Source organism: Porphyromonas uenonis DSM 23387 = JCM 13868, assembly GCF_000482365.1.
GTDB classification, from domain to species: domain Bacteria; phylum Bacteroidota; class Bacteroidia; order Bacteroidales; family Porphyromonadaceae; genus Porphyromonas; species Porphyromonas uenonis.
Window position 1 is genome coordinate 34258 of the sequence record NZ_AXVC01000021.1, and the last position, 20390, is coordinate 54647.

Genomic DNA, 20390 nt, shown 5'->3' on the forward strand with positions numbered 1-20390 from the left:
ATCTATATCGAATCGTCTAAAAACCCCTTCACTATGGCTATTGTATCTCCCTCCCTCCTCAGTGCCGACTTCCTGCATCTCGCCGATGAGATCACGATGATCAACGAGAGTCAGTGCGACTGGCTCCACATTGACGTGATGGATGGTGTCTTCGTCCCGAACCTCTCCTTTGGCTTTCCCATCATTGAGGCGATACGCCCCATCTGTCAGAAGCCTCTCGACGTGCATCTGATGATCGTCGAGCCGTGGAAGTTCATCGATCAGTTTGCCAAGCTCGGCATCCACATTATGAATGTACACTACGAGGTGTGCCCTCACCTGCACCGCACGCTACGGGCTATCCGTGAGGCGGGCATGCGTCCAGCCGTCACGCTCAATCCGCACACCCCCGTGGAGCTCCTCACCGACATCCTCTGCGAAGCCGACATGGTGCTCCTCATGAGTGTCAACCCTGGCTATGGTGGGCAAAAGTTTATCGAGCATTCTATCCGCAAGGTAGAGCGCCTGCGCAAAATGATCCAAGAGCAGGGACTCTCCACCCTCATACAGGTCGATGGCGGGGTCAACCTCGAGACGGGTCGCCAGCTCGTTGAGGCGGGTGCCGACTCGCTCGTGGCGGGCAGTGCCGTCTTTAAGGCGCCCAGCCCTCAAGAGATGATTGCACAGCTACACGCCTTGTAAGCCACCTTGCACTACCTCGTCCGAGGGCTACACGCCACAATCATGCGCCCAGCATTGGTGACACTTCTGTCGCTAGTGCTGGGCATTTATCTAGGTAGTCTCGGGCTACTAGCGGCGCAGTGGTACTTCCTCGGCATCGCCGTGGCGACGCTCCTCCTCGTCCTCTCTAGGCTTTGGCACAAAGCGCTCCTCGCTGGCTCCGCTTGGTACTTAGTTCTCCTCTGTATGGGAGCTTGTCTGGCAACAATCCCACAGGAACGGGTTGCGCAACTCCCACAGCCCAGCGAGAAAACGACCTACCTCGTCACCATCTCTCGCCCGCCCACAGCACGCGAACAGGGCTCTCGTGCCGAGGCTATCATCGAGCAAGCGACAGACCCGAGCGGAGCAACCCTCGTTCGCTGGGGTGGTCAGCGCATCATGCTATACCTATATAATGACTCGCTGCAGCTCACACCTCGCACCAGCTACCTCGTCCGTGGACGGCTCACGCCACTAGATCAAGTCCCCTCGTCAAGCTATCAGCACTACCTCCTCTCACGAAAGGTCTCGGGCGTGCTATCCGCCTCCACAGCAGAAGCTTGCGATGCGTCAACCACTACCCATTGGTCGCTCTGGGACCAATTACGCTACTGCGCCTACACCCTCCAGCAGCGCATCGGTGGCACGCTAGACGAGATTGACCGACTCACTCCACTACAGCGAGAGACGCTCCGTGCCATCTGCCTAGGCGATCGCTCCGAGGGAACAGTCGCAGAGAGGCAGTTTCGCTCCGTAGGCGTTGCGCACCTGCTGTCGGTCAGTGGCTTTCACGTTGGGGTCGTCCTACTACTCATCTATTGGCTGATCCGCTACCCGCTCCGACTCATCCGCAACGTCCGTACCGCTTACCTCCTGCGCTGGGACCTCACCCTCGTAGCCGTATGGCTCTACGCTTTCGTCTGCGGACTCTCCATCCCGACACTCCGTGCCTCGCTCATGTTCTCCATCTTTGCCGTGGCACGGCTCTTGGGGCGCTCCACCGATCGGCTCAACGTCTGGGCGCAGGCTGCCGTCCTTCTACTCATTGTCTCACCCTACGCACTCTTTGACGTAGGCATGCAGCTCAGCTTCGGAGCGGTACTAGCCATCTTCGTCACCTGGGGCGCACTCAACCAGCGCATCACACCGAGTAGCCCCCGCATCGTCAGCTACCTCTACTACCTCATCGTCACAACCTTAGCCGTACAACTCTTCGTCTGGCCTATCCTCGCACGGAGCTTCGGCAGCACCGCCGTCTGGCTACTCCTCGCCAACCTCCTCCTGTCGCCCCTCGCCACGCTACTCATCATCACGGGGCTTGTCACCATGGGACTCCTCGCACTCGGACTACCCACGACGCTCCTACCGATGCTCCTCGTCGGCGTGAGCGACCTCACCAGCGGTGCGATGGCACTCCTCGAGCAGCACTTCACCGCTCAGCTCACCATCGCCATGCCGCTCTGGCTCTGCGTCGCCTACTACCTCCTCCTCTACGCCTGGGTTCAGTACCTCCTAGCCCGTCCCCGCCCCGTCCGCGTCTAGCGGGTCGCCCTCTCCGCTCGGTATACTCTTTCAGGAAGAGGACATCCCTTCGTATGAAACTCCAATTTCTTACCCATGAAACTTTAGTTTCACCCAAGTGGTACTGATAGTTAGCTCATTTCTATAGGATGACCTACGCGATGCACCCTCAAAAAGCTTTTATCGGACAGCAATACGTCCGAAGGTTTATTTCGTTCCTTCATGGAGAATCGTCGTTTGCTCCTGAGAAAGTCTTAGGGCAACCCGAAAAAGGAACGGGGCGCTAAGGTCTTCAAAGTGGTCGGCACGGACGGATGATAGTAATCGTCAGACTACCCAGTTTGCAGCGTCTAGTCCCTATTATGGACTAGTCAACGGTGAAGCAAATACCTATTCTTGGGTATTTACAGAGGCAAGCAGTGCTGTACCTTTGCAGAACCACTTTACAGAGACACTATGAAGAAGTCCATCATTCGCCTACTCTTGCTCTGCCTGCTGCTCCCCATACTGTCGCAGATGCTCTATGGTCAGGGCGCTCGTCATGCCCTCACGGGTGTGGTGTGCGATGCGACTTCGGGTGAGCCGATAGCCTACGCTCTGGTGGCTCTCTCGGCTGAGGGGCACAAAGATGTCGTGACTTACACGGACGATGATGGGCGCTTTGCCTTTCAGTCAGTACTAGCGGGGCGATACCGTCTACAGGTGCGCTACGCAGGTCTGCGCAAGGAGCAGACGATCACATTGCAGCGAGACCAATACTTGCGTATCCCCTTTAAGCTGGAGCAGGTACTAGGCGAGGTGGTTGTGACGGCACAGGAGGGACGGCACCTGACCAGTTCCTCGACGATTGAGCGGGCGGCCATTGATCACCTGCAGCCAAGTAGCTTCTCCGACCTGACGGCACTACTGCCTGGAGGTAAAAGTAGCATCCCTAATATGGGCGGGGTCAACAACCTCTTGCTCCGTGAGACAGGCACGATCAATGTGCAGGGCAATAAGACGAACAACCAAGACTACGCCATCAGTTCGCTGGGGACCCTCTTTATGGTAGATGGGGCTCCGCTCAATACGGATGCGGATATGCAGTACACGGCTTCCTCCTCGGGCTCGCTCCTCGGTGCTGGCAAGGTCAATGTGAATCGAGGTGTGGATATGCGTACGCTGCAGACGGACAATATAGAGCGGGTTGAGTTCATCCGTGGTATCCCCTCCGTAGAGTATGGCAATATAACCTCTGGCGTAGTACTGGTGCATCGTAAGCGACAAGCTTCGCCAGTGCAGAGTCGCTTTAAGGTAGATGGCTACAGTAAGTTGGTCTCTGTGGAGAAAGGCTTTGCCCTCACACCCTCCCAGCATCATATCCTCAATGGGGATGTGAGCTATCTAGATGCTAAGCCCGACCCGCGTGTCCCCTTTGAGACTTACAGGCGACTGACTGGTTCGCTACGCTACCACGGCACGAGTAGTAATCAGGCACATCGCTGGGAGGTGAGCGGAGACTATACGGGTAGCTTTGACAAGAACAAGATTGACCCCGATCTCTCCTACGGACGCACCGACGAGTACCTCTCAGACTACAATCGCATAGCTCTCACCTCACGATATAGCTATACCCCGACAGAGCGTACGGGAGGCTTGCAGCGAGTGGAGCTGACCCTTTCAGCGGCTCAGCAGTTTGACTACCTACACCAACGCCGACTGGTGGCTCCAGACCGTATGACGATAACTCCTACCGGTGTCGAGGCGGGAGAGCATCCAGCTACATTGATCGGACGAGAGTACGTGGCGGACTATGTGAGTGATGGCAAGCCTCTGACACTCTTTGCCAAGGGGCAGACACTATATAATATAGAGTGGGGAAAAGCTTCGCATAGGTTGAAGGGGGGCTTTAACTATGACCTATCCAAAAACTTCGGTCGCGGGCAGGTCTACGATCTCTCTTATCCACTCTTTCCCAAAGCATGGGACACTCGTCCACGTCCTTACTACCAGATTCCAGCTCTGCAACAGCTAGCACTCTATGCGGAGGACCTATACACGCAACCTCTCGGAGCTCATACGCTCCAGCTAGAGGCGGGCGTGCGTCTCTCTATGCTCCTAGGACTCGCTCCGCAGTACACGCTGAGCTATAAGCCTTACCTGGATCCTCGTGTCAACCTGCGCTGGAGCTTGCCCGCCTGGGAGCTCTGGTCACGAGACCTCAAGCTCTCACTCGATGCGGGATGGGGGTTGACGACACGTATGCCTACGCTCAACTATCTCTACCCTGACCCACGCTACGTAGACATAACTCAGCTGGCTTACTACGACATCAACGCTCCCTATGAGCGTAGCCTATACTACGTCCGCACTTACATAGAGGACGCGACAAACTACAAGCTACGCGCCACGCGCAACCAGAAGCTGGATCTACGTCTCTCTGCCGAGTGGGGGCGCAATAGGATCTCTGTGAGCTACTTCAATGAGCTGATGACTACGGGCTTTAGATACCGCTCCACGGCTCAGGTCTACAGCTACAATAAGTATGACGCCTCGGCTATTGACTATAATAAGTTGACGGAACAGCCCGACATCTCTACCATCCCCTACACTCCAGCAGCTCGTATCGAGTCGACGAGTCGCCCTGAGAATGGTAGCATGATCCGCAAAGAGGGCGTGGAGCTTCAACTTATGACGGAGCGTATCCCTGTGATCAATACCAGTCTGATCCTAGGGGGTGCATGGTTTCGCTCTACCTACTCGAATAGTGTACCGCTCTACTACGCAGTCTCTGGAGTCTATGGCAATGTAATCCTCTCAGATCAGTACCTGGGTCTCTACAACTGGCAGGATGGTTCGGAGAATCAGTCGCTCTCGACCAACCTACTCTTTGACACACAGATCCCACAGTGGGGACTTATCCTGACGACTGCCGTAGAGAGTACCTGGCTGGTCTCTCGTCGTCGCCTTCCCCAGGATGGTCGACCGATAGCTTACCTAGATGTGCACGATGGTAAGCTACACCCCTACACGGACGAGTCGGAGCGAGATACCTATCTGCAGCATCTCTTCATACGCTACAGCGATACGCTCTTTAAGCCGAGCCGCATTCCCCTAGCTCTTGGGGTTAATCTCAAGGTGTCTAAGCAGCTGGGCAAGCTCTTTACGCTATCTCTTTTTGCCAACAACGTCATAGACTACCTACCCGACTACAAGGTGGGTACCGCAACGCTCAGACGTACTGCCACACCGTACTTTGGTATGGAGCTTCGCATTAAGATATAATCAACTCAACAATAGATTTCTATGAAACGATTACTTTACATACTGCTTTTACCAGCGCTCCTAGTCGCTGTGACCTCTTGTCGCCCTGACCCTGTCACGCCAGACAACCCCAAGGAGCAAAAGTCCATCGCTTGTCTCTTCGAGCGCACACTGCCCGAGGATGTCACGGACTTGACAATACAAGAGGAGCTACTCACGCTACACAACATCACCACAGGTCAAGACGTGGAGCATAAGACGCTAGAAGGAGTCAAGCTCGCTCCTGGGCTGTACAACCTAAACTACACAGCAAACTGTCGCTATAAGCTCAAAGGGGTCTCAATGGAAGGCCGACTGGTCGCACAGATTGAGAATCTGGAGGTAACTGACCAAACGACCGATCCACTCAAGCTACGCCTAGAGCTACGCATCGTGCCTACGGTTCAGGACTTCGTCATCCAAGAGATCTTCTTTACTGGCACACAGACTACGGCAGGCAAGCCTTACAATGGGACTTCGTACGTCATCCTATACAACGGAACGGACAAGGTCCTTTATGCTGATGGGATCGCCTTTTGCGAGTCTGAGTTTAACCCCGCTATCAAGCAGGATTATAAGCCAGACCTGAGACAGACGGACTTTGTGCCACACGCCGTCTATGTAGTCCCAGGCAGTGGTAAGGAACATCCCGTGAAGCCTGGAGAGCGACTGATCCTCTGCGATATAGGTATTGATCATAAGGCAACCAATCCAAACGCTTTTGACCTCTCTAAGGCTAACTTCGAGTGGTATGACGAGTCTAGTGTACCCACACACCAAGACTTTGACAGTCCCACGGTGCCGAATCTAGACAAGTGGTACTGCTTCACGAGAACCTTCTTTATCCTCCATGACCGAGGGCTGGCTTCTTATGTGATCGCTCGTATGCCTGTCACTAAGGAGGCATGGCTCAAAGACTATGTCTACGACTATTCATACGTCTTCGTTGGTACAGGCAATGAGGCCAAGAGGTCTTCCTATCGCATCCCTCTAGACTGGGTTATCGATGGTGTGAACTGTAGCGTCGAGGCTATGCACAAGTGGACGATCCTGCCCGAGCGGATAGATGCGGGCTATACTCACTGTGGTAAGGAGGATCGCGATCCAAATCGCTTTTTCCACAGCGTACGCCGTAAGTACCTAGGCAAGGATGCTGAGGGGCGGATGATTCTGCAGGATACTAATAACTCGTCTGAGGACTTCAATCCGATGGTCACTCCCTCGCTCATTGAGGAGCAAGGCTCCGCTATCAATGCTAAGGGTACGCCCTGCACGACTAAGACCTATGATGGTGTCGTGCCTATGGAGAAGTAAAGTCTCTTCGATAGATTATGGTGCATCATCCTTCTATATGTCTTAGTAGATCTCTTGCGCTCTTACTCTGTCTCCTAGCTGTGCTCACGGGCTCGCTCTATGGAGAGCCATTAGATTTTGGAGCTAAGGGTTTTTGGGATAGTCAAGGTACTCTTCGCGCGCCTTGGCTTTTGGGTACAGTCTTCGCCATGGGTTCCAGACTACATCAGGAGGATTTGCTGCCACGCCTTACTGTGGTCTGGAGCTACACATCAAAATATACCCTTCGTCACACTCCAACTAGCTCTTTATGAATCGTCTCTTTCGACTACTCCTCATCATATCTGCCGTGATAGCGGTCAGCTCATGCCGCCCTGAGCATGGCCGAGCTCCGCTACCTACGGTCTCGTGCGCCTTCACTACGCAGCTCCCCGAGGGACTGACAGATCTCTCTGTACTGGGCGAGGAGGTGCACTTGACGAATAAAGCAACGGGAGTCGACACCCGCTACAATTCGCTAGATAGTATCGCTGTTATCGTCGGGCTGTACGATATAGCCTATACTGTGGAGTGTACCTTCACGCTCCATGGGATACAGATGCGAGGACGGCTCGTCTCTCAGCTCGCTGATGTGAGCCTTACAGAGCAAAAAGACAATAAAGCTGTGCAGCTTCTCTTGCCCCTGAGGGTCGTGCCACAGGTAGAGGACTTTGTGATACAGGAGATCTTCTTCACAGGGACACTGACTCCCGCAGGCAAGCAGTATCATGGCGACAACTATGTCGTGCTTTACAACGGCACAGATCATGTACTATATGCCGACGGGATAGCTTTCTGTGAGAGTCGCTTTGTCTCCACAATGAAGTTTGACTACAAGCCTGACATCCGCCATGAAGCGATGGCGGTGCAGGCGGTCTATGTAGTGCCTGGCAGTGGTAAAGATGTCGCTATACCTCCTGGCGGAAGGCTCATACTCTGTGATACAGGGATAGACCATAAGACAAACAATCCCAACTCCTTCGATCTCTCTAAGGCAAACTTTGAGTGGTATGATGTCTCTACCGTGCCTGCTCATCAAGACTTCGACAGCCCCTTGGTGCCTAACCTAGACAAGTGGTTTTGCTATACGAAGTCCTTCTTTGTCCTTCACAATAGAGGCTTCAGATCGTATGTCATAGCACGTGTGCCTATTGATAAGGAGAGCTACCTGAAGGACTATGTCTACAAGTTCACTTGGGTCTTGACACATGCTGGGGTCAGCTACGATATGTCTGGCTCTTGCTATAAGATCCCCAACGACTGGATCCTCGATGGTGTCAACTGTAGTGTCGAGGCAAATATCCAGTGGACGATACTACCTGAGACGATAGACGCTGGCTATACAAACTGTGGCAAGGCTGATCATCAGAAGGATCGGTACTTTCACTCTGTACGTCGCAAATTCCTCGGATTAGATGCGCTAGGTAATCCAATCCTGCAGGATACAAACAACTCAACTGAAGACTTTAACCCGATGGTCACGCCAGCTCTCGTAGAGGAGCAAGGCTCAGCTATTGACGCCAAGGGCACACCCTGCACGACCAAGACCTATGATGGTGTGACACCTATGGTCGCTAAGTAAACATTTCGAGGACTCTATGCTACTAACAACTAGACCTATGGTCATACACTTCAGTCCTCTGGCTCTAGCCTGGACACTGTTGAGTCTCTTCATTGGCAACCTATATGGGCAGCAGGTCGAGACTCAGGCTATCCCTGCAGATTCTGCAGATACATCCACTACGCTTCGCACGCTACTGGAGCAAAGACGACCAGGTTATGACTGTTCGGTATCACCAGCGGTGTCGCCACTCTACTTCTTCTCAGAGCGTGGTAGTCGTACAGACATTTCGCTGGGCGGAGCTGTGCGTCGAGATGGGGGCGAGACGATGGTTCCACAACTAGGCAAGCAGGACATAGATGGATCGGTGCATATCGAGAGCGCTTTGCGTCAGCGCAACAACTTCGCTTGGGGTGCTGCCTCCTACACTTATCGTGCTACGGAGGGGATACGTTTCAACGAGACAACCGACTACCAGCTCCTCGCACCTTACGTTATGGGTGACACGGCATACACGGCTCGTCTGCATCAAGATCTTTACACCTTTGGGGCGGGTACAGTACATCGCCTCGGCAATTGGCTCCTCTCTTTGAAAGCGGACTACCGTGCCACCTTTGCCTACCGCACGCAAGACCCTCGTCCTCGCAATCTGGCGACGCTCCTAGAGGGGCAGCTAGGCGTCGGCTATCAGTTTGCCGACTATGCCCTCGCCATAGCAGGTACGCTAGGTCGCTACAAGCAAAACAATCAGGTAGACTTCCTGAGTGAGGTCGGGGTGGCTAGTGAATATCATTTTACTGGTGTCGGGGGAGACTACTATCGCTTTAGAGGCAATAACACGTCCCTCTTTTATCAAGGGATATCGTATGGACTCTCGCTCGGCGTAACCCCTACGGGTCAAGCGCGTCAAGGCTTCTATGCTCTGGCAGCGTGGCATCTGCTGACGACCGACCGAATCATACGCGAGCTCAACAACCTGCCCCTCTCGACACTTCATCTGCACACGCTAGATCTGCAGGCTGGATACACCGCCCGCTCAGCACGACTGGGACGTTGGGGCGTTGCGCTTTACACCCAAGGCGACATACGTAGAGGGGCCGTCCACCTCTTCGGAGATCCTAAGGGGAATCTTTACCCACGCATAGCCACCGAGCGGTCATACTATGGGCAGACCTTAGAGTTTGGAGCTAAAGGCTTTTGGGATAGTCAGGACACTCCTCGCACGCCTTGGTCGTGGGGCATATCCACCTCGCTCGGCTATCGACTACATGAGGAGGACCTGCTGCCCCAAGCAGAGCGACTCTTCTACCATCTAGGCGGGACATTGGCTCCGTATGTTAGCTTTCATCGCGGGCAGTACTTTGTCTCTCTGACACCTACCTATAGTATCTGGGCACAGACGGGACACCCTTCGCTACAGTTAGCACCTCAGCATCAGCCTATACCTACTTATGCTGAGACACTGGAGCGAGCCTATCAGATAGCTAGCTCCACGCAGATGACCTACGGGCTCTCTATGACTCACGGCTATCAGCTTAGCAGTCGCTATGCGCTGTGGCTCTCACTAGACTACCTCCATACGCAGACCAAGCTGTGTGGTAGCGACTACGGAGCTATACGTTGTGGCATCTCATTCTAATTGTAAAACCAAATAACCAAACAAACTAAATATCATCAGTATGCGAAAACAACTACCAGTATTACTTATGCTCCTCACGCTCTTCTGTACAGCGAGTGTGACGATAGCACAGACTCCAACTGAGGGAGTAGCAAAGAACTTCCTCTGGTACCGTCTTGTCGCCAATAGTGTAGAGCGTATCCAAGTACCTCAGCAAGTGGTCGCCTCAATGGACGGCAATCTCTTTGCGAGCAATATGTTCTACAGTAAGGAGCGCGCTGACTCTAGCTCAGTCTTCAACTATGATGCACCCAACGTTGCAGACAAGGCGGTCTCCTTCGGTGATGATGGAGAGGCTGCCAATGGCAATGTCGCTATCTCCATCTACAAGATGACTCCAGAGGGCAAGCTTCTCTGGCACATCTACAACAGCCGAGGAGATGTTCACTCCAATGTCCACTGTATCACAGCAACTCCAGACGGGGGCTTTGTGACCATCTTGATGGTTCGCGATGCTAAGTCCAAGTCCAAGACCGATGTCGACATCTTGCGCCTTGTTCAGGCTGACGGCAAGCCCTACAACATAGAGATGAAGTCTCGATTTGTCGGAGCGAATGAAGATGCCTCTGCAGGGGCTACACACCGCAAGGTCATGCCTATCCTTGTCAAGGTTAGTGCTACGGGACAGATTGAGTATCACAAGGCTTTTGAAGTAGATCATAAACCAATGCCTGATGCGACGTACTATAGTTATGGCACACCTACAGGTTGTGACTTCAAGGGCACAACTATAGACCCCGAGGGCAATGTCTATGTCTGTGGCTTCGTCCGCACGGCCATAACCATCGGCGAGACTACTATCAAGGCAAAGAACAATGTCGGATGGAATGGAGATTCACAAAAAGATATGGGAGACTTCTTCATCCTCAAGTTTGACAACAAGGGCAATCTCGTCAAGACGCTTACCGAGCAGGGAGCCCCCATCGGACGCTCTATGCTCTGTGTCATCAAGTATCAAGATGGTAAGCTCTATGCTACGGGTCGCTTTACAGGAACTAAGGAAAAGACCCCAATCACCATCGATGGCAAGCAACTCATCCCCAGCGATAAGGAGAGCCTCGTCACACTCTGCCTAGACACAGATCTAAAGGTCTCGTGGATCTCTCAGATTGACGTCAAGGCTGTACCCGAGCACCCCTGGACGAAGGTCTTTGTCGATGGTGTGGCTGTCGGCAAGGACAAGGTCTACATAGCAGGACGCTGTGCTGGAGCTCTCGTTGATGCCGAGGGGAATGTAATCCTCGAGCAAAAGCTCAAGCAGCACAGAGGCTATGCTCTAGCGCTAGACAAAGCTACGGGAAAGCCCAATGCGGAGTGGCATACGCTACTTCCAGAGAAGGGAATCTCCAACTGTACGGCTATCTCCACGCAAGGAGATCGTGTCATCCTGCATGCCTACGCTCTATTCGGACAGACTTATTACCGAGTGCTGGACCTCAACCTCTCTGAGGGCTCTATACAAGACTATCCTACGGTAAGCAAGGCTGCCGTCTCATTCGGTGGCGATGTAGTCGCCAATAGCTATGTAGCTACATCACGTTGCCGCAATAGTGCTAAGCTCCTTACGACCGAGGGCTATAAGGAGATGACATACAAGGGCTGGTTTAGCCTCTTTATTGCTCACAAGCTTCCCTTCCCCTCAGTATCAGCTAGCTGCAAGGCTCTCCACCTATCAGAGGGCAAGGGTGCTCTACAAGTCTTAGCGTCAGATCTGACAGATCCGATCCAGGTGACATGCTCTGGCGAAGGCTTTACGGCACAGCTCAAGGAGCTACCTGCTACGGGTGGAGCTCTCGAGATACAGTTCAAGACAGCAGTCACCAAGACGCCCGAAGAGCGTATCGGCAAGCTTACCCTCACCTCTGGCGGTGCTAGCTATGAGGTCTACCTCTATGCAATGACTGAGACAGAGCAGTACATCAAGGCATCTCAGAGCGAGATCAATTTCTCGATGATACCTGTCGGTGAGCATAAGTCTGTTGATCTGACGGTCACACAGAAGAACCTCACGAACGCTATCACCTGTACGATCGAGGGTGAGGGTGCTAAGTACTACTCAGTGGACAAGAGCGAGATCGCCATCTCCAATGAGCCAGCTACCCTCAAGGTAACCTACACACCTGACAAGACCATCGCAGCTAATGCCAAGGCGACAGCTCAGCTCGTCCTAACCTCTGGCGATGTCAAGACGATTGTCACACTATCTGGTCAGAGCAATACAGCTATTGAAGAGGTCGCAGCAACCAAGCTCTCTATTGCTACTGCTGCTGGTACGCTCTACGTACATAGCGATGTGGCTCGTCCAGTAGCTATCTACACGTCAGCTGGTGAGATGGTTGCACAGCGAATACTCTCTGGAGATATGGAGATCTCACTACCTGCTGGTATCTACTTCATCCAGACGGATCGTGAGACCTATCGTGTCTACATCCCCGCTATCTAATCTGTTTCGTCCCTCTTCTCCCTATGTGGAGGAGAGGGACTATCCTCTTTTATAAGCAAATCTGTGAAGCTCGCACTTCACACGCTACTATCTCAAAGCATAGTTTTCACACCCAAGCAGTATGAACAACAAACTATCTCTTGTGCTCCTCGCAGCACTACTCTCCATCGCCCTCATCGGGTGCAATAAGCAAAAGCAAGATCAGACCACAACCACAGAGACGGAGGCTCCGACCTATATGGAGGTGGACGCACTCCTCGCCTCTGCCGATAGTCTCGTTGGTCAGACGGTTACCGTGCAGGGCATCTGCACCCACCTCTGCAAGCATGGAGCTAAGAAAGCCTTCCTCATGGGTAGCGACGACACCAAGGTGATCCGCGCTGAGGCTAGTGAGGAGATGGGCGCCTTTGCTCAGGAGTGTATCAACAGCATAGTCACCGTCACAGGACAGCTTGTCGAGGATCGTATCGACGAGGCTTATCTGCAAAACTGGGAGGAGCAGCTCAAAGCTCAAGCCGCCAAAGAGCATGGCGAGGGTAAGGCAGGCTGCGCCAATGAGAAGAAGGCTCGTGGCGAAACGGCTGACACGCCTGAGGCCCGTATCGCAGACTTTCGCAAGCAGATCGCTGAGCGCGAAGCTCAGGAGGGCAAGGCATACCTTTCCTTTTACCACATCAATGCTACAAGCTATAAGATAGAGCAGCAGTAACCCACATCTGGAACTGACAAGACTCTATGAAAGTAAACTTCAAGAAAGTAGGCAGGAGCGTGCGTCGCTGGAGTAGATTACTACACCGTGACCTCTCCTACCTACTTGCTACGCTTATATTCATCTATGCCCTATCGGGTCTCTACATGAACCACCGAGACTCGATCAATCCACACTACATCATCACCCAGCGGGAGTATCAGATCCCGCTAGAAGAGCTACAAGCTGCTGGACGCCTGGATGCACCAGCCGTCCGTAAGATCCTAGACGAGATAGACCTGTCGGGCAGCTATACCAAGCACTACTACCCAGACGATCATACGCTCAAAGTATTCCTCAAGGGACGTGCCACCCTACTCCTCGACACCTCAACGGGGGTAGCCGTCTACGAGTCGATCGAGCGACGCCCGCTCATCAGCTCTATGACACGCCTACACTACAATCCAGGGCGCTGGTGGACGATCGTCGCTGATGTGCTAGCCATCGGACTCATACTCATCACCCTCACGGGACTACTCATCGTGCCTGGGCGGCGTGGGCTCATAGGTCGTGGTGGCATCCTCCTACTGATCGGGCTGGCGGTACCACTGCTCTTCCTCTTCCTATAAATGTAGTCGGCCCATCCCTTATATCACTTAACTAACATGGACAACTTAATCGAGTGTCACAACCTGACCCACTACTACGGCAAGCGACTGATCTACCGTGATCTATCCTTTGCCGTGCCTCGTGGTCGCATCCTCGGTCTGCTTGGCAAGAACGGTACCGGCAAGACCACCACAATCAATATCCTCAGTGGCTTTCTCCGCCCTAAGTCGGGTGTCTGTCGTATCCTAGGCGAAGATATCACCCGCATGCCTGACCGACTGAGACAAGACATCGGGCTGCTCATCGAGGGGCACGTCCAGTATAGCTTTATGACTATACGGCAGATAGAGCGCTTCTACGCACCTTTCTATCCGAAGTGGCGTAGGGAGGCTTACTACGAGTTGATGGAGCTACTCAAGGTCACCGAGAGGCAGCACCTCAGTCGCATGTCTTGTGGCCAGCGCTCGCAGGTCGCTCTCGGACTGCTCCTAGCGCAAAACCCCAAGCTACTCATCCTCGATGACTTCTCAATGGGACTAGACCCAGGCTATCGAAGGCTTTTTGTAGACTACCTGCATCACTATGCCAAGGAGCAGGGCACCACAATCTTCCTCACCTCCCACATTATCCAGGATATGGAGCGCCTGATCGATGACTGCATCATCATGGACTACGGCTCTATACTCCTGCAGCGCCCAGTCGCTGAGATCCTAAACGAGGGGCGCCTCTACAGATGCACCCTCACGGACGATCGTCCTCTCCCTGAGATCGACGGACTGTACCACTTCGAGGCGCACCACAGACGTGGGGAGTGCTACTCATTCCTTCCACTGCCAGAGGTCGCTGAGCGACTCACTCAGGCTGGTGTATCCTACCAAGATCTCACAGCACACGAGACAACGCTCGAAGATGCCTTCATAGGACTTACCGGTAAGTATTAACGCTATCTATATGTTTGCCTCTATAATATATAAGGAGTGGCTCAAGCTCCGACTATACGCACTGCTATCGACACTCGTCGCACTAGCCGTACCGCTCTACGGTGTCATACGCATACATCGAGCCATCGCACTACAAGGCGCTGACCATATCTGGCTCGTGATGATACAGAAGGGAGTAGTCTTCGTAGAGAGTATGCGCTACGTACCCCTCATCCTAGGCTTGCTCTGTGCCATCGCTCAGTTTGCGCCAGAGCTCTCTCGTCGTAGCCTCAAGCTCACCCTGCACCTACCCCAGTCACCACTCCGCTCGACCTACCAGATGCTCGCCTGCGGGGTGACACTACTGCTATGGCACACCCTATTATATTTGGGTGTCCTCTTCTTCGGACTGCAAGGAGTCTTAGCTTACGAACTCCTCGCCTATGTCCTCTCCGCTACATTGCCCTGGATCTTGGCGGGCTTCCTCGGCTACCTCCTGATGAGCTGGATACTCCTAGAGCCCACTTGGCGTAGACGCATCCTCTACACCCTAGTCGCTGTACTCTTGATACGCATCAACTTCATCACCCCCACAGCAGGAGCTTACGCACCCTTCCTGCCTACGCTACTTATCTACACCATCCTCTCCTCGACACTGGTATGGCTCTCTGTGAGTCGCTTCAAAGAGGGGAGACAAGACTAGACTACTATGAAGCGCATAGCCACAATACTCCTATACATCACCGTAGCACTACTCATCATCTGGCAGATCCCCTGGTGGTACAACTACCTCCGAGCCGATGCGAGCCGTGAGCCATTCACCATCTACAGTCAGCTCCTAGGCGACTTCATCATCACAGATCACGACGAGGGTACGATGACCTACCGTAGTGGTCAGGGTGGACAGTATAGTCGTGAGGAGGTCGATAGCCTGCTCCCCACCTTCTACTACCGTCAGCTCCTGACCGATGGTCGCCTACCCGACACGCTCTATGGAGAGGCGGTGACCCCGCAGCTTATACAGCGGGGTGCTGTCACCTTCCGCTGTTCGCCACGCACCCTCGCTGCGCCTGCCGTGGCGCTCTACCCACTCCTAGAGAGTGCCTCACGAAGAGTCAAGCTAGAGATGCCCGAAGATCTCTTTCGCATCACAGGGCAAGCGATCGAGTTCGTCGATATGAAGAGCAATCAGACCGACAAGGCGAAAAGTGCTCTCTATACGAAGCTCTTTCAGGAGAAAGGCTTCGCCTTCCCCGCCCAGCGCGTAGCAGGCAATGCCACTGCGCAAAAGGAATATGACAACGGCTACCTCCTCATTGATCAGCGTGGTAAGCTCTTTCACCTCAAGCAAATGGCTGGCAAGCCCTACCTGCGAGCTATTGACCTGCCCGAGGGCGTGGAGGCTGCCGAGGCCTTCGTCTGGGAGCTGCCGAGTCGCCGACATATCGGTCTCATCTCTACCCGAGATCATCAGCTCTATCTGATCGAGCGTGAGGGCTATCGCCCCTGTCGCCTAGGGATCCCCTCATGGGATCCGCACCGTGAGGATCTCACCATCATCGGCAACGACCTAGACAGCTACACCCTCAAGGTCTCCACTGCCGATGCCACAAGCTACTATGCGCTAGATGCGACGGACTACACGCTCCTGAACACACTACAAGTAGATCACCCTGAGCGGACCATCCCAGGGCTGCACTTCACCTCACGCCTAGACAGCTGGGTGAAGCCTCGACTAGACTAAGCACTGCTATTGGTACGCTGAGATACTGTAAGGGAGTGACTACCGATCCTCTCTGATTACACCTTCCTCCGGAGGAATTGAATTCCTACCTAGGAATTTCCCAAATAGCTACCTAGGAATTTACCCAATTCCTACCTAGGAAATCAAAAATTCTTCGGAGGAATCAAATGAAACTTCGGAAGAATCAAAAAATAAGTCCGAAGAATTGGCCATTTCCTAGGTAGCAAATCAAAAATATCTACGGAGGAATTTTGGAAATTCCTAGGTAGGAAATCGGAGCTGTCGGCTAGAGTCAGTAGTGCTCCTAGGGACTACGCTCCAATCTCTAACTTCTAACCTCTATCCTCTAATCTCTAATTTCGTATCTTTGCAGATGATATAATGAGAGCCTTGGGGGCTTTCGCCACATAGTATAGTTTATGCTCAAAGAAATCTTATCCATCTCAGGCAAGCCAGGACTCTTTAAGCTCCTGACCCACACCAAGAATAGTATCATCGTCGAGGATCTAGAGACGAAGCGTCGTATCCCCGCTTATGCCTCCGATCGTGTCGTATCGCTAGGCGATATATCGATCTACACGACGACCGAGGAGACGCCACTGCGCGTGATCCTACAGACGCTCCTCGACAAGTACGAGGGCAAGCCGGTAGACCTCAAGAGCCTTAGTGGCAAGGAGGCTTACTTCGACCTCTTTGCAGAGGTACTCCCTGAGTACGACCGCCAGCGCGTCCACGACAACGATATCAAGAAGATCTTCCGCTGGTACAATATCCTCGTAGAGACGGGGCTGACCGACTTCTCGGAGCCTGCGCCTGAGGAGACTAGCGAGGCTAGCGAGACGCCCGCTGAGGAGTAAGATACCTATCGAGCCACGCTTGGCTCACCCACTCTTGTCTAATAACTTTACCACACAATATCATGTACAAAGAACTGAAGAACTTCCTCACCAAGGAGATCCAGGACACTAAGGATGCGGGTCTCTACAAGGAGGAGCGCATTATCATCACCCCTCAGACGGCTGCCATCAAGGTACAGGGGGGCAAGGATGTCTTGAACTTCTGCGCTAACAACTATCTAGGTCTATCTGACAATCCTCGCCTTATCAAGGCCGCTAAGGATATGATGGACTCGCACGGATACGGCATGAGTAGCGTACGCTTCATCTGCGGTACGCAAGATATCCACAAGCAGCTCGAGCAGGCTATCGCTCACTACTTCCACACGGAGGATGCGATCCTCTACGCTGCTTGCTTTGATGCCAATGGCGGTGTCTTCGAGCCTCTCTTTGGCCCAGAGGATGCGATCATTAGCGACTCGCTGAACCACGCTTCGATCATCGATGGCGTACGCCTCTGCAAGGCTAAGCGCTATCGCTACGCTAATGCTAATATGGAGGAGCTCGAGAAGTGCCTCCAGGAGGCTCAGGAGCAGCGCTTCCGCATCATCGTCACGGACGGTGTCTTCAGTATGGACGGCAACGTAGCTCCTATGGACAAGATCTGCGACCTCGCTGACAAGTACGATGCGCTCGTCATGGTCGATGAGTGCCACTCGGCTGGTGTCGTCGGCAAGACGGGTCGTGGTGTCGCTGAGGCGTTTGACTGCTTCGACCGTATCGACATCCACACGGGTACGCTAGGCAAGGCATTCGGTGGTGCTATCGGTGGCTTTACGGCTGGTCCTAAGGAGATCGTCGAGATACTACGTCAGCGCTCTAGACCTTACCTCTTCTCCAACTCACTGCCCCCCGCAGTAGTCGGTGCTGGTCTTGAGGTCTTCAAGATGCTTGAGGAAGATGACTCGCTACATGCCAAGCTGATGGAGAATGTCAAGTACTTCCGTGATAAGATGCTCGCTGCGGGCTTTGATATCAAGCCTACACAGAGCGCTATCTGCGCGGTGATGCTCTACGACGCTCCCCTATCTCAGCGCTACGCTGCTCGTCTTCTCGAGGAGGGTATCTATGTGACTGGCTTCTACTATCCAGTCGTACCGAAGGGCGAGGCTCGTATCCGTGTACAGCTCTCAGCAGCTCACGAGCGTGAGCACCTCGACAAGGCGATCGCTGCCTTTATCAAGATTGGCAAAGAGCTCGGCGTGATCAAGTAGAGACTGTTGCAAAAGTCAACAGTCTCACAATCTTGCCTGCAAGATTGTCTAGACTTTGCAGAAAGGATGAAGCGCAAGGCGCTGAGGGTGAGGTCTGAAGGGAGCATACCTCCGTATGTGACCGAAGCCGAAGCCCGAAAGCAACACAGCGATTCGCCTTTATGCAACAGTCTCAGGTAATCGTAGCTCTCAGCAACGCATAACGAACAGCGAAGGTGACTAGACTTCCCCCACGATGGGGAGCGTAGATCTAGTCACCTTCCTCTGTACTCAGTTTCGCAAATCGACTAGCCAGATGAGACGAGTAACGATTTGTAGGGACGCACGGCTAGTATCTAGCGAGAGGGCGTCCGTCCCCGTTAATACCACTTCCCTGTAACCTTTGACACAACGGACGCCCTCCCGCTAGACACTTCCGTGCGTCCCTCTACAAAGGGCTACTCGTTAGATGTGCGGAGTCTAAGTCTTTATATTAAGTAGCTATATATGTCCCTGCGAATAGTCGTAGATAGTTCTATCCCCTACATGGCCGACGGCATGCCCCTCGGAGTCGAGGCGCACTACTTGCCGAGCGGTGAGATAACGGCCGATGCGGTTGCCGAGGCCGATGCGCTAATGATCCGTAGCGTGACGCGCTGTGACCGAGCACTACTGGAGGGTAGTGCTGTACGTCTGATCACCTCAGCGACAGCGGGCTTTGACCATATAGACACCGACTACTGCCGTGAGGCAGGCATTCGTTGGTACAATGCTCCTGGGTGCAACGCTGCTTCCGTGGCGCAATATGTCCTGACGGCGATCGCTCGTATCGCCTTAGAGCAAGGTTTGGCCCCTGAGGATATAACGCTCGGCATCATTGGTACGGGACATACAGGCGGACGGATCTATCAGCGTGCCAAAGCGCTCGGCATGCGAACGCTCCTCTATGACCCGCCTCTCGTGGCAGCTTACGATGAGCACCCCGACTGGCAGAGCTATCTGGAGGAGCTGGACAGCAAAGGGCTCCCACGTCCCTACCTTGCGGAGGCTATGCCGGCTCTACGAGGTAGCTACGTAGAGCTAGAGACGCTCCTCTCATCGGCTACGATCATTACCTGCCATGTGCCTCTGACTAAGGGGGGCGCATACCCCACCTATCACTTGGTCGATGACGCTTTCTTGCGAAGTGCTCAGCAACGACCTTGGTTGATCAACGCTTGTCGTGGAGCTGTCGTGGATACCGCTACACTGGTACGTGCGATAGACGACAAGGCGGTCTCAGGAGCCGTGATCGACTGCTGGGAAGGCGAGCCACACATAGCGCAGGCACTACTAGACCGTGTCTTCATCGGCACACCACACATTGCGGGCTTCTCGGTACATGGTAAGGCGCAAGGCGCTGTGCAGAGTTTGCGTCACCTGTGCGACTTCTTTGGTCTCAGTGAGGAGCGCATAGCGCTGGCACACCCTCGTCCCTTGGCGGAACCATACCTAGACCTCTCGGGATGCGAGCCGTGGCAGATGCCTTGGCGTGCGATGCTTCACACGCTCGACTTGCCAGCTATCATGCGCCGACTGGTTGCCACGCCCGACACCTTCGAGCAGCAACGCGTCCACTACCAGCACCCCTACGAGCCACGCGACTACACCGTACGAGGCGTCCCCGCCTCCGTCCGTCCTGCGCTCGCCGCTCTCGGCTTTGTCGTAGAGAACGACTAAGGCTAGCCCCTCACTGCGAAGGCTAGCGACCCGAGGGCTTTGTCGCTTCGCATGAGGTTTTGTATCTTTGGGGATGTAAGGGCTCGGGAAGAGACTGATACC

Annotated in this window: 15 protein-coding genes; all 15 read left to right on the plus strand. The window is 53.8% G+C overall.

Going from position 1 to position 20390, the window contains the following annotated elements; genetic code table 11:
* The first annotated feature begins 33 nt into the window (after window positions 1–33).
* The 15 genes from rpe (at window position 34) to L215_RS0100805 (ending at window position 20288) form a co-directional block, all read left to right on the plus strand.
* On the plus strand, window positions 34–681 hold the full coding sequence (rpe, locus tag L215_RS0100735; RefSeq protein ID WP_025883330.1) for a ribulose-phosphate 3-epimerase: 648 nt from the start codon (window positions 34–36) through the stop codon (window positions 679–681).
* 42 nt (window positions 682–723) lie between these two features.
* Window positions 724–2244 (plus strand): ComEC/Rec2 family competence protein, encoded by a 1521-nt coding sequence (locus L215_RS0100740; RefSeq protein ID WP_027451186.1) that lies wholly within the window; start codon window positions 724–726, stop codon window positions 2242–2244.
* Window positions 2245–2679: 435 nt separating this feature from the next.
* Window positions 2680–5487 (plus strand): TonB-dependent receptor, encoded by a 2808-nt coding sequence (locus L215_RS0100745; protein ID WP_025883331.1) that lies wholly within the window; start codon window positions 2680–2682, stop codon window positions 5485–5487.
* Between the two features lie 21 nt (window positions 5488–5508).
* Window positions 5509–6819, plus strand: coding sequence for a DUF4876 domain-containing protein (locus L215_RS0100750; RefSeq protein ID WP_027451187.1), 1311 nt, complete (start codon window positions 5509–5511; stop codon window positions 6817–6819).
* Window positions 6820–7108: 289 nt separating this feature from the next.
* Complete coding sequence (locus L215_RS10455; protein ID WP_025883333.1) at window positions 7109–8419, plus strand: DUF4876 domain-containing protein; 1311 nt, start codon at window positions 7109–7111, stop codon at window positions 8417–8419.
* A gap of 16 nt (window positions 8420–8435) precedes the next feature.
* Window positions 8436–10037 (plus strand): DUF6850 family outer membrane beta-barrel protein, encoded by a 1602-nt coding sequence (locus tag L215_RS0100760; RefSeq protein WP_244869659.1) that lies wholly within the window; start codon window positions 8436–8438, stop codon window positions 10035–10037.
* Between the two features lie 40 nt (window positions 10038–10077).
* Window positions 10078–12519: a hypothetical protein gene (locus L215_RS0100765; RefSeq protein ID WP_025883335.1), complete on the plus strand. Its 2442-nt coding sequence runs from the start codon at window positions 10078–10080 to the stop codon at window positions 12517–12519.
* 121 nt (window positions 12520–12640) lie between these two features.
* A complete protein-coding gene (locus tag L215_RS0100770; RefSeq protein ID WP_025883336.1) occupies window positions 12641–13228 on the plus strand; it encodes a hypothetical protein in 588 nt (195 codons plus the stop codon).
* A 26-nt stretch (window positions 13229–13254) separates the two neighbouring features.
* Entirely contained in the window at window positions 13255–13836 is a 582-nt protein-coding gene (locus L215_RS0100775; RefSeq protein ID WP_025883338.1) for a PepSY-associated TM helix domain-containing protein, read from the plus strand.
* A 36-nt stretch (window positions 13837–13872) separates the two neighbouring features.
* Window positions 13873–14757, plus strand: a complete 885-nt coding sequence (locus L215_RS0100780; protein WP_025883339.1) for an ABC transporter ATP-binding protein — start codon at window positions 13873–13875, stop codon at window positions 14755–14757.
* Between the two features lie 10 nt (window positions 14758–14767).
* Window positions 14768–15439: a hypothetical protein gene (locus L215_RS0100785; RefSeq protein WP_027451189.1), complete on the plus strand. Its 672-nt coding sequence runs from the start codon at window positions 14768–14770 to the stop codon at window positions 15437–15439.
* A gap of 6 nt (window positions 15440–15445) precedes the next feature.
* Window positions 15446–16480, plus strand: coding sequence for a DUF4857 domain-containing protein (locus L215_RS0100790; RefSeq protein WP_025883340.1), 1035 nt, complete (start codon window positions 15446–15448; stop codon window positions 16478–16480).
* A 419-nt stretch (window positions 16481–16899) separates the two neighbouring features.
* Window positions 16900–17337 (plus strand): DUF5606 family protein, encoded by a 438-nt coding sequence (locus L215_RS0100795; RefSeq protein WP_025883341.1) that lies wholly within the window; start codon window positions 16900–16902, stop codon window positions 17335–17337.
* A gap of 62 nt (window positions 17338–17399) precedes the next feature.
* Window positions 17400–18590, plus strand: coding sequence for a glycine C-acetyltransferase (kbl, locus tag L215_RS0100800; protein WP_027451190.1), 1191 nt, complete (start codon window positions 17400–17402; stop codon window positions 18588–18590).
* A gap of 486 nt (window positions 18591–19076) precedes the next feature.
* Window positions 19077–20288 carry a 4-phosphoerythronate dehydrogenase gene (locus tag L215_RS0100805; protein ID WP_027451191.1) on the plus strand — a complete coding sequence of 404 codons (1212 nt, stop codon included), beginning with the start codon at window positions 19077–19079 and terminating at the stop codon, window positions 20286–20288.
* Window positions 20289–20390 lie beyond the last annotated feature (102 nt).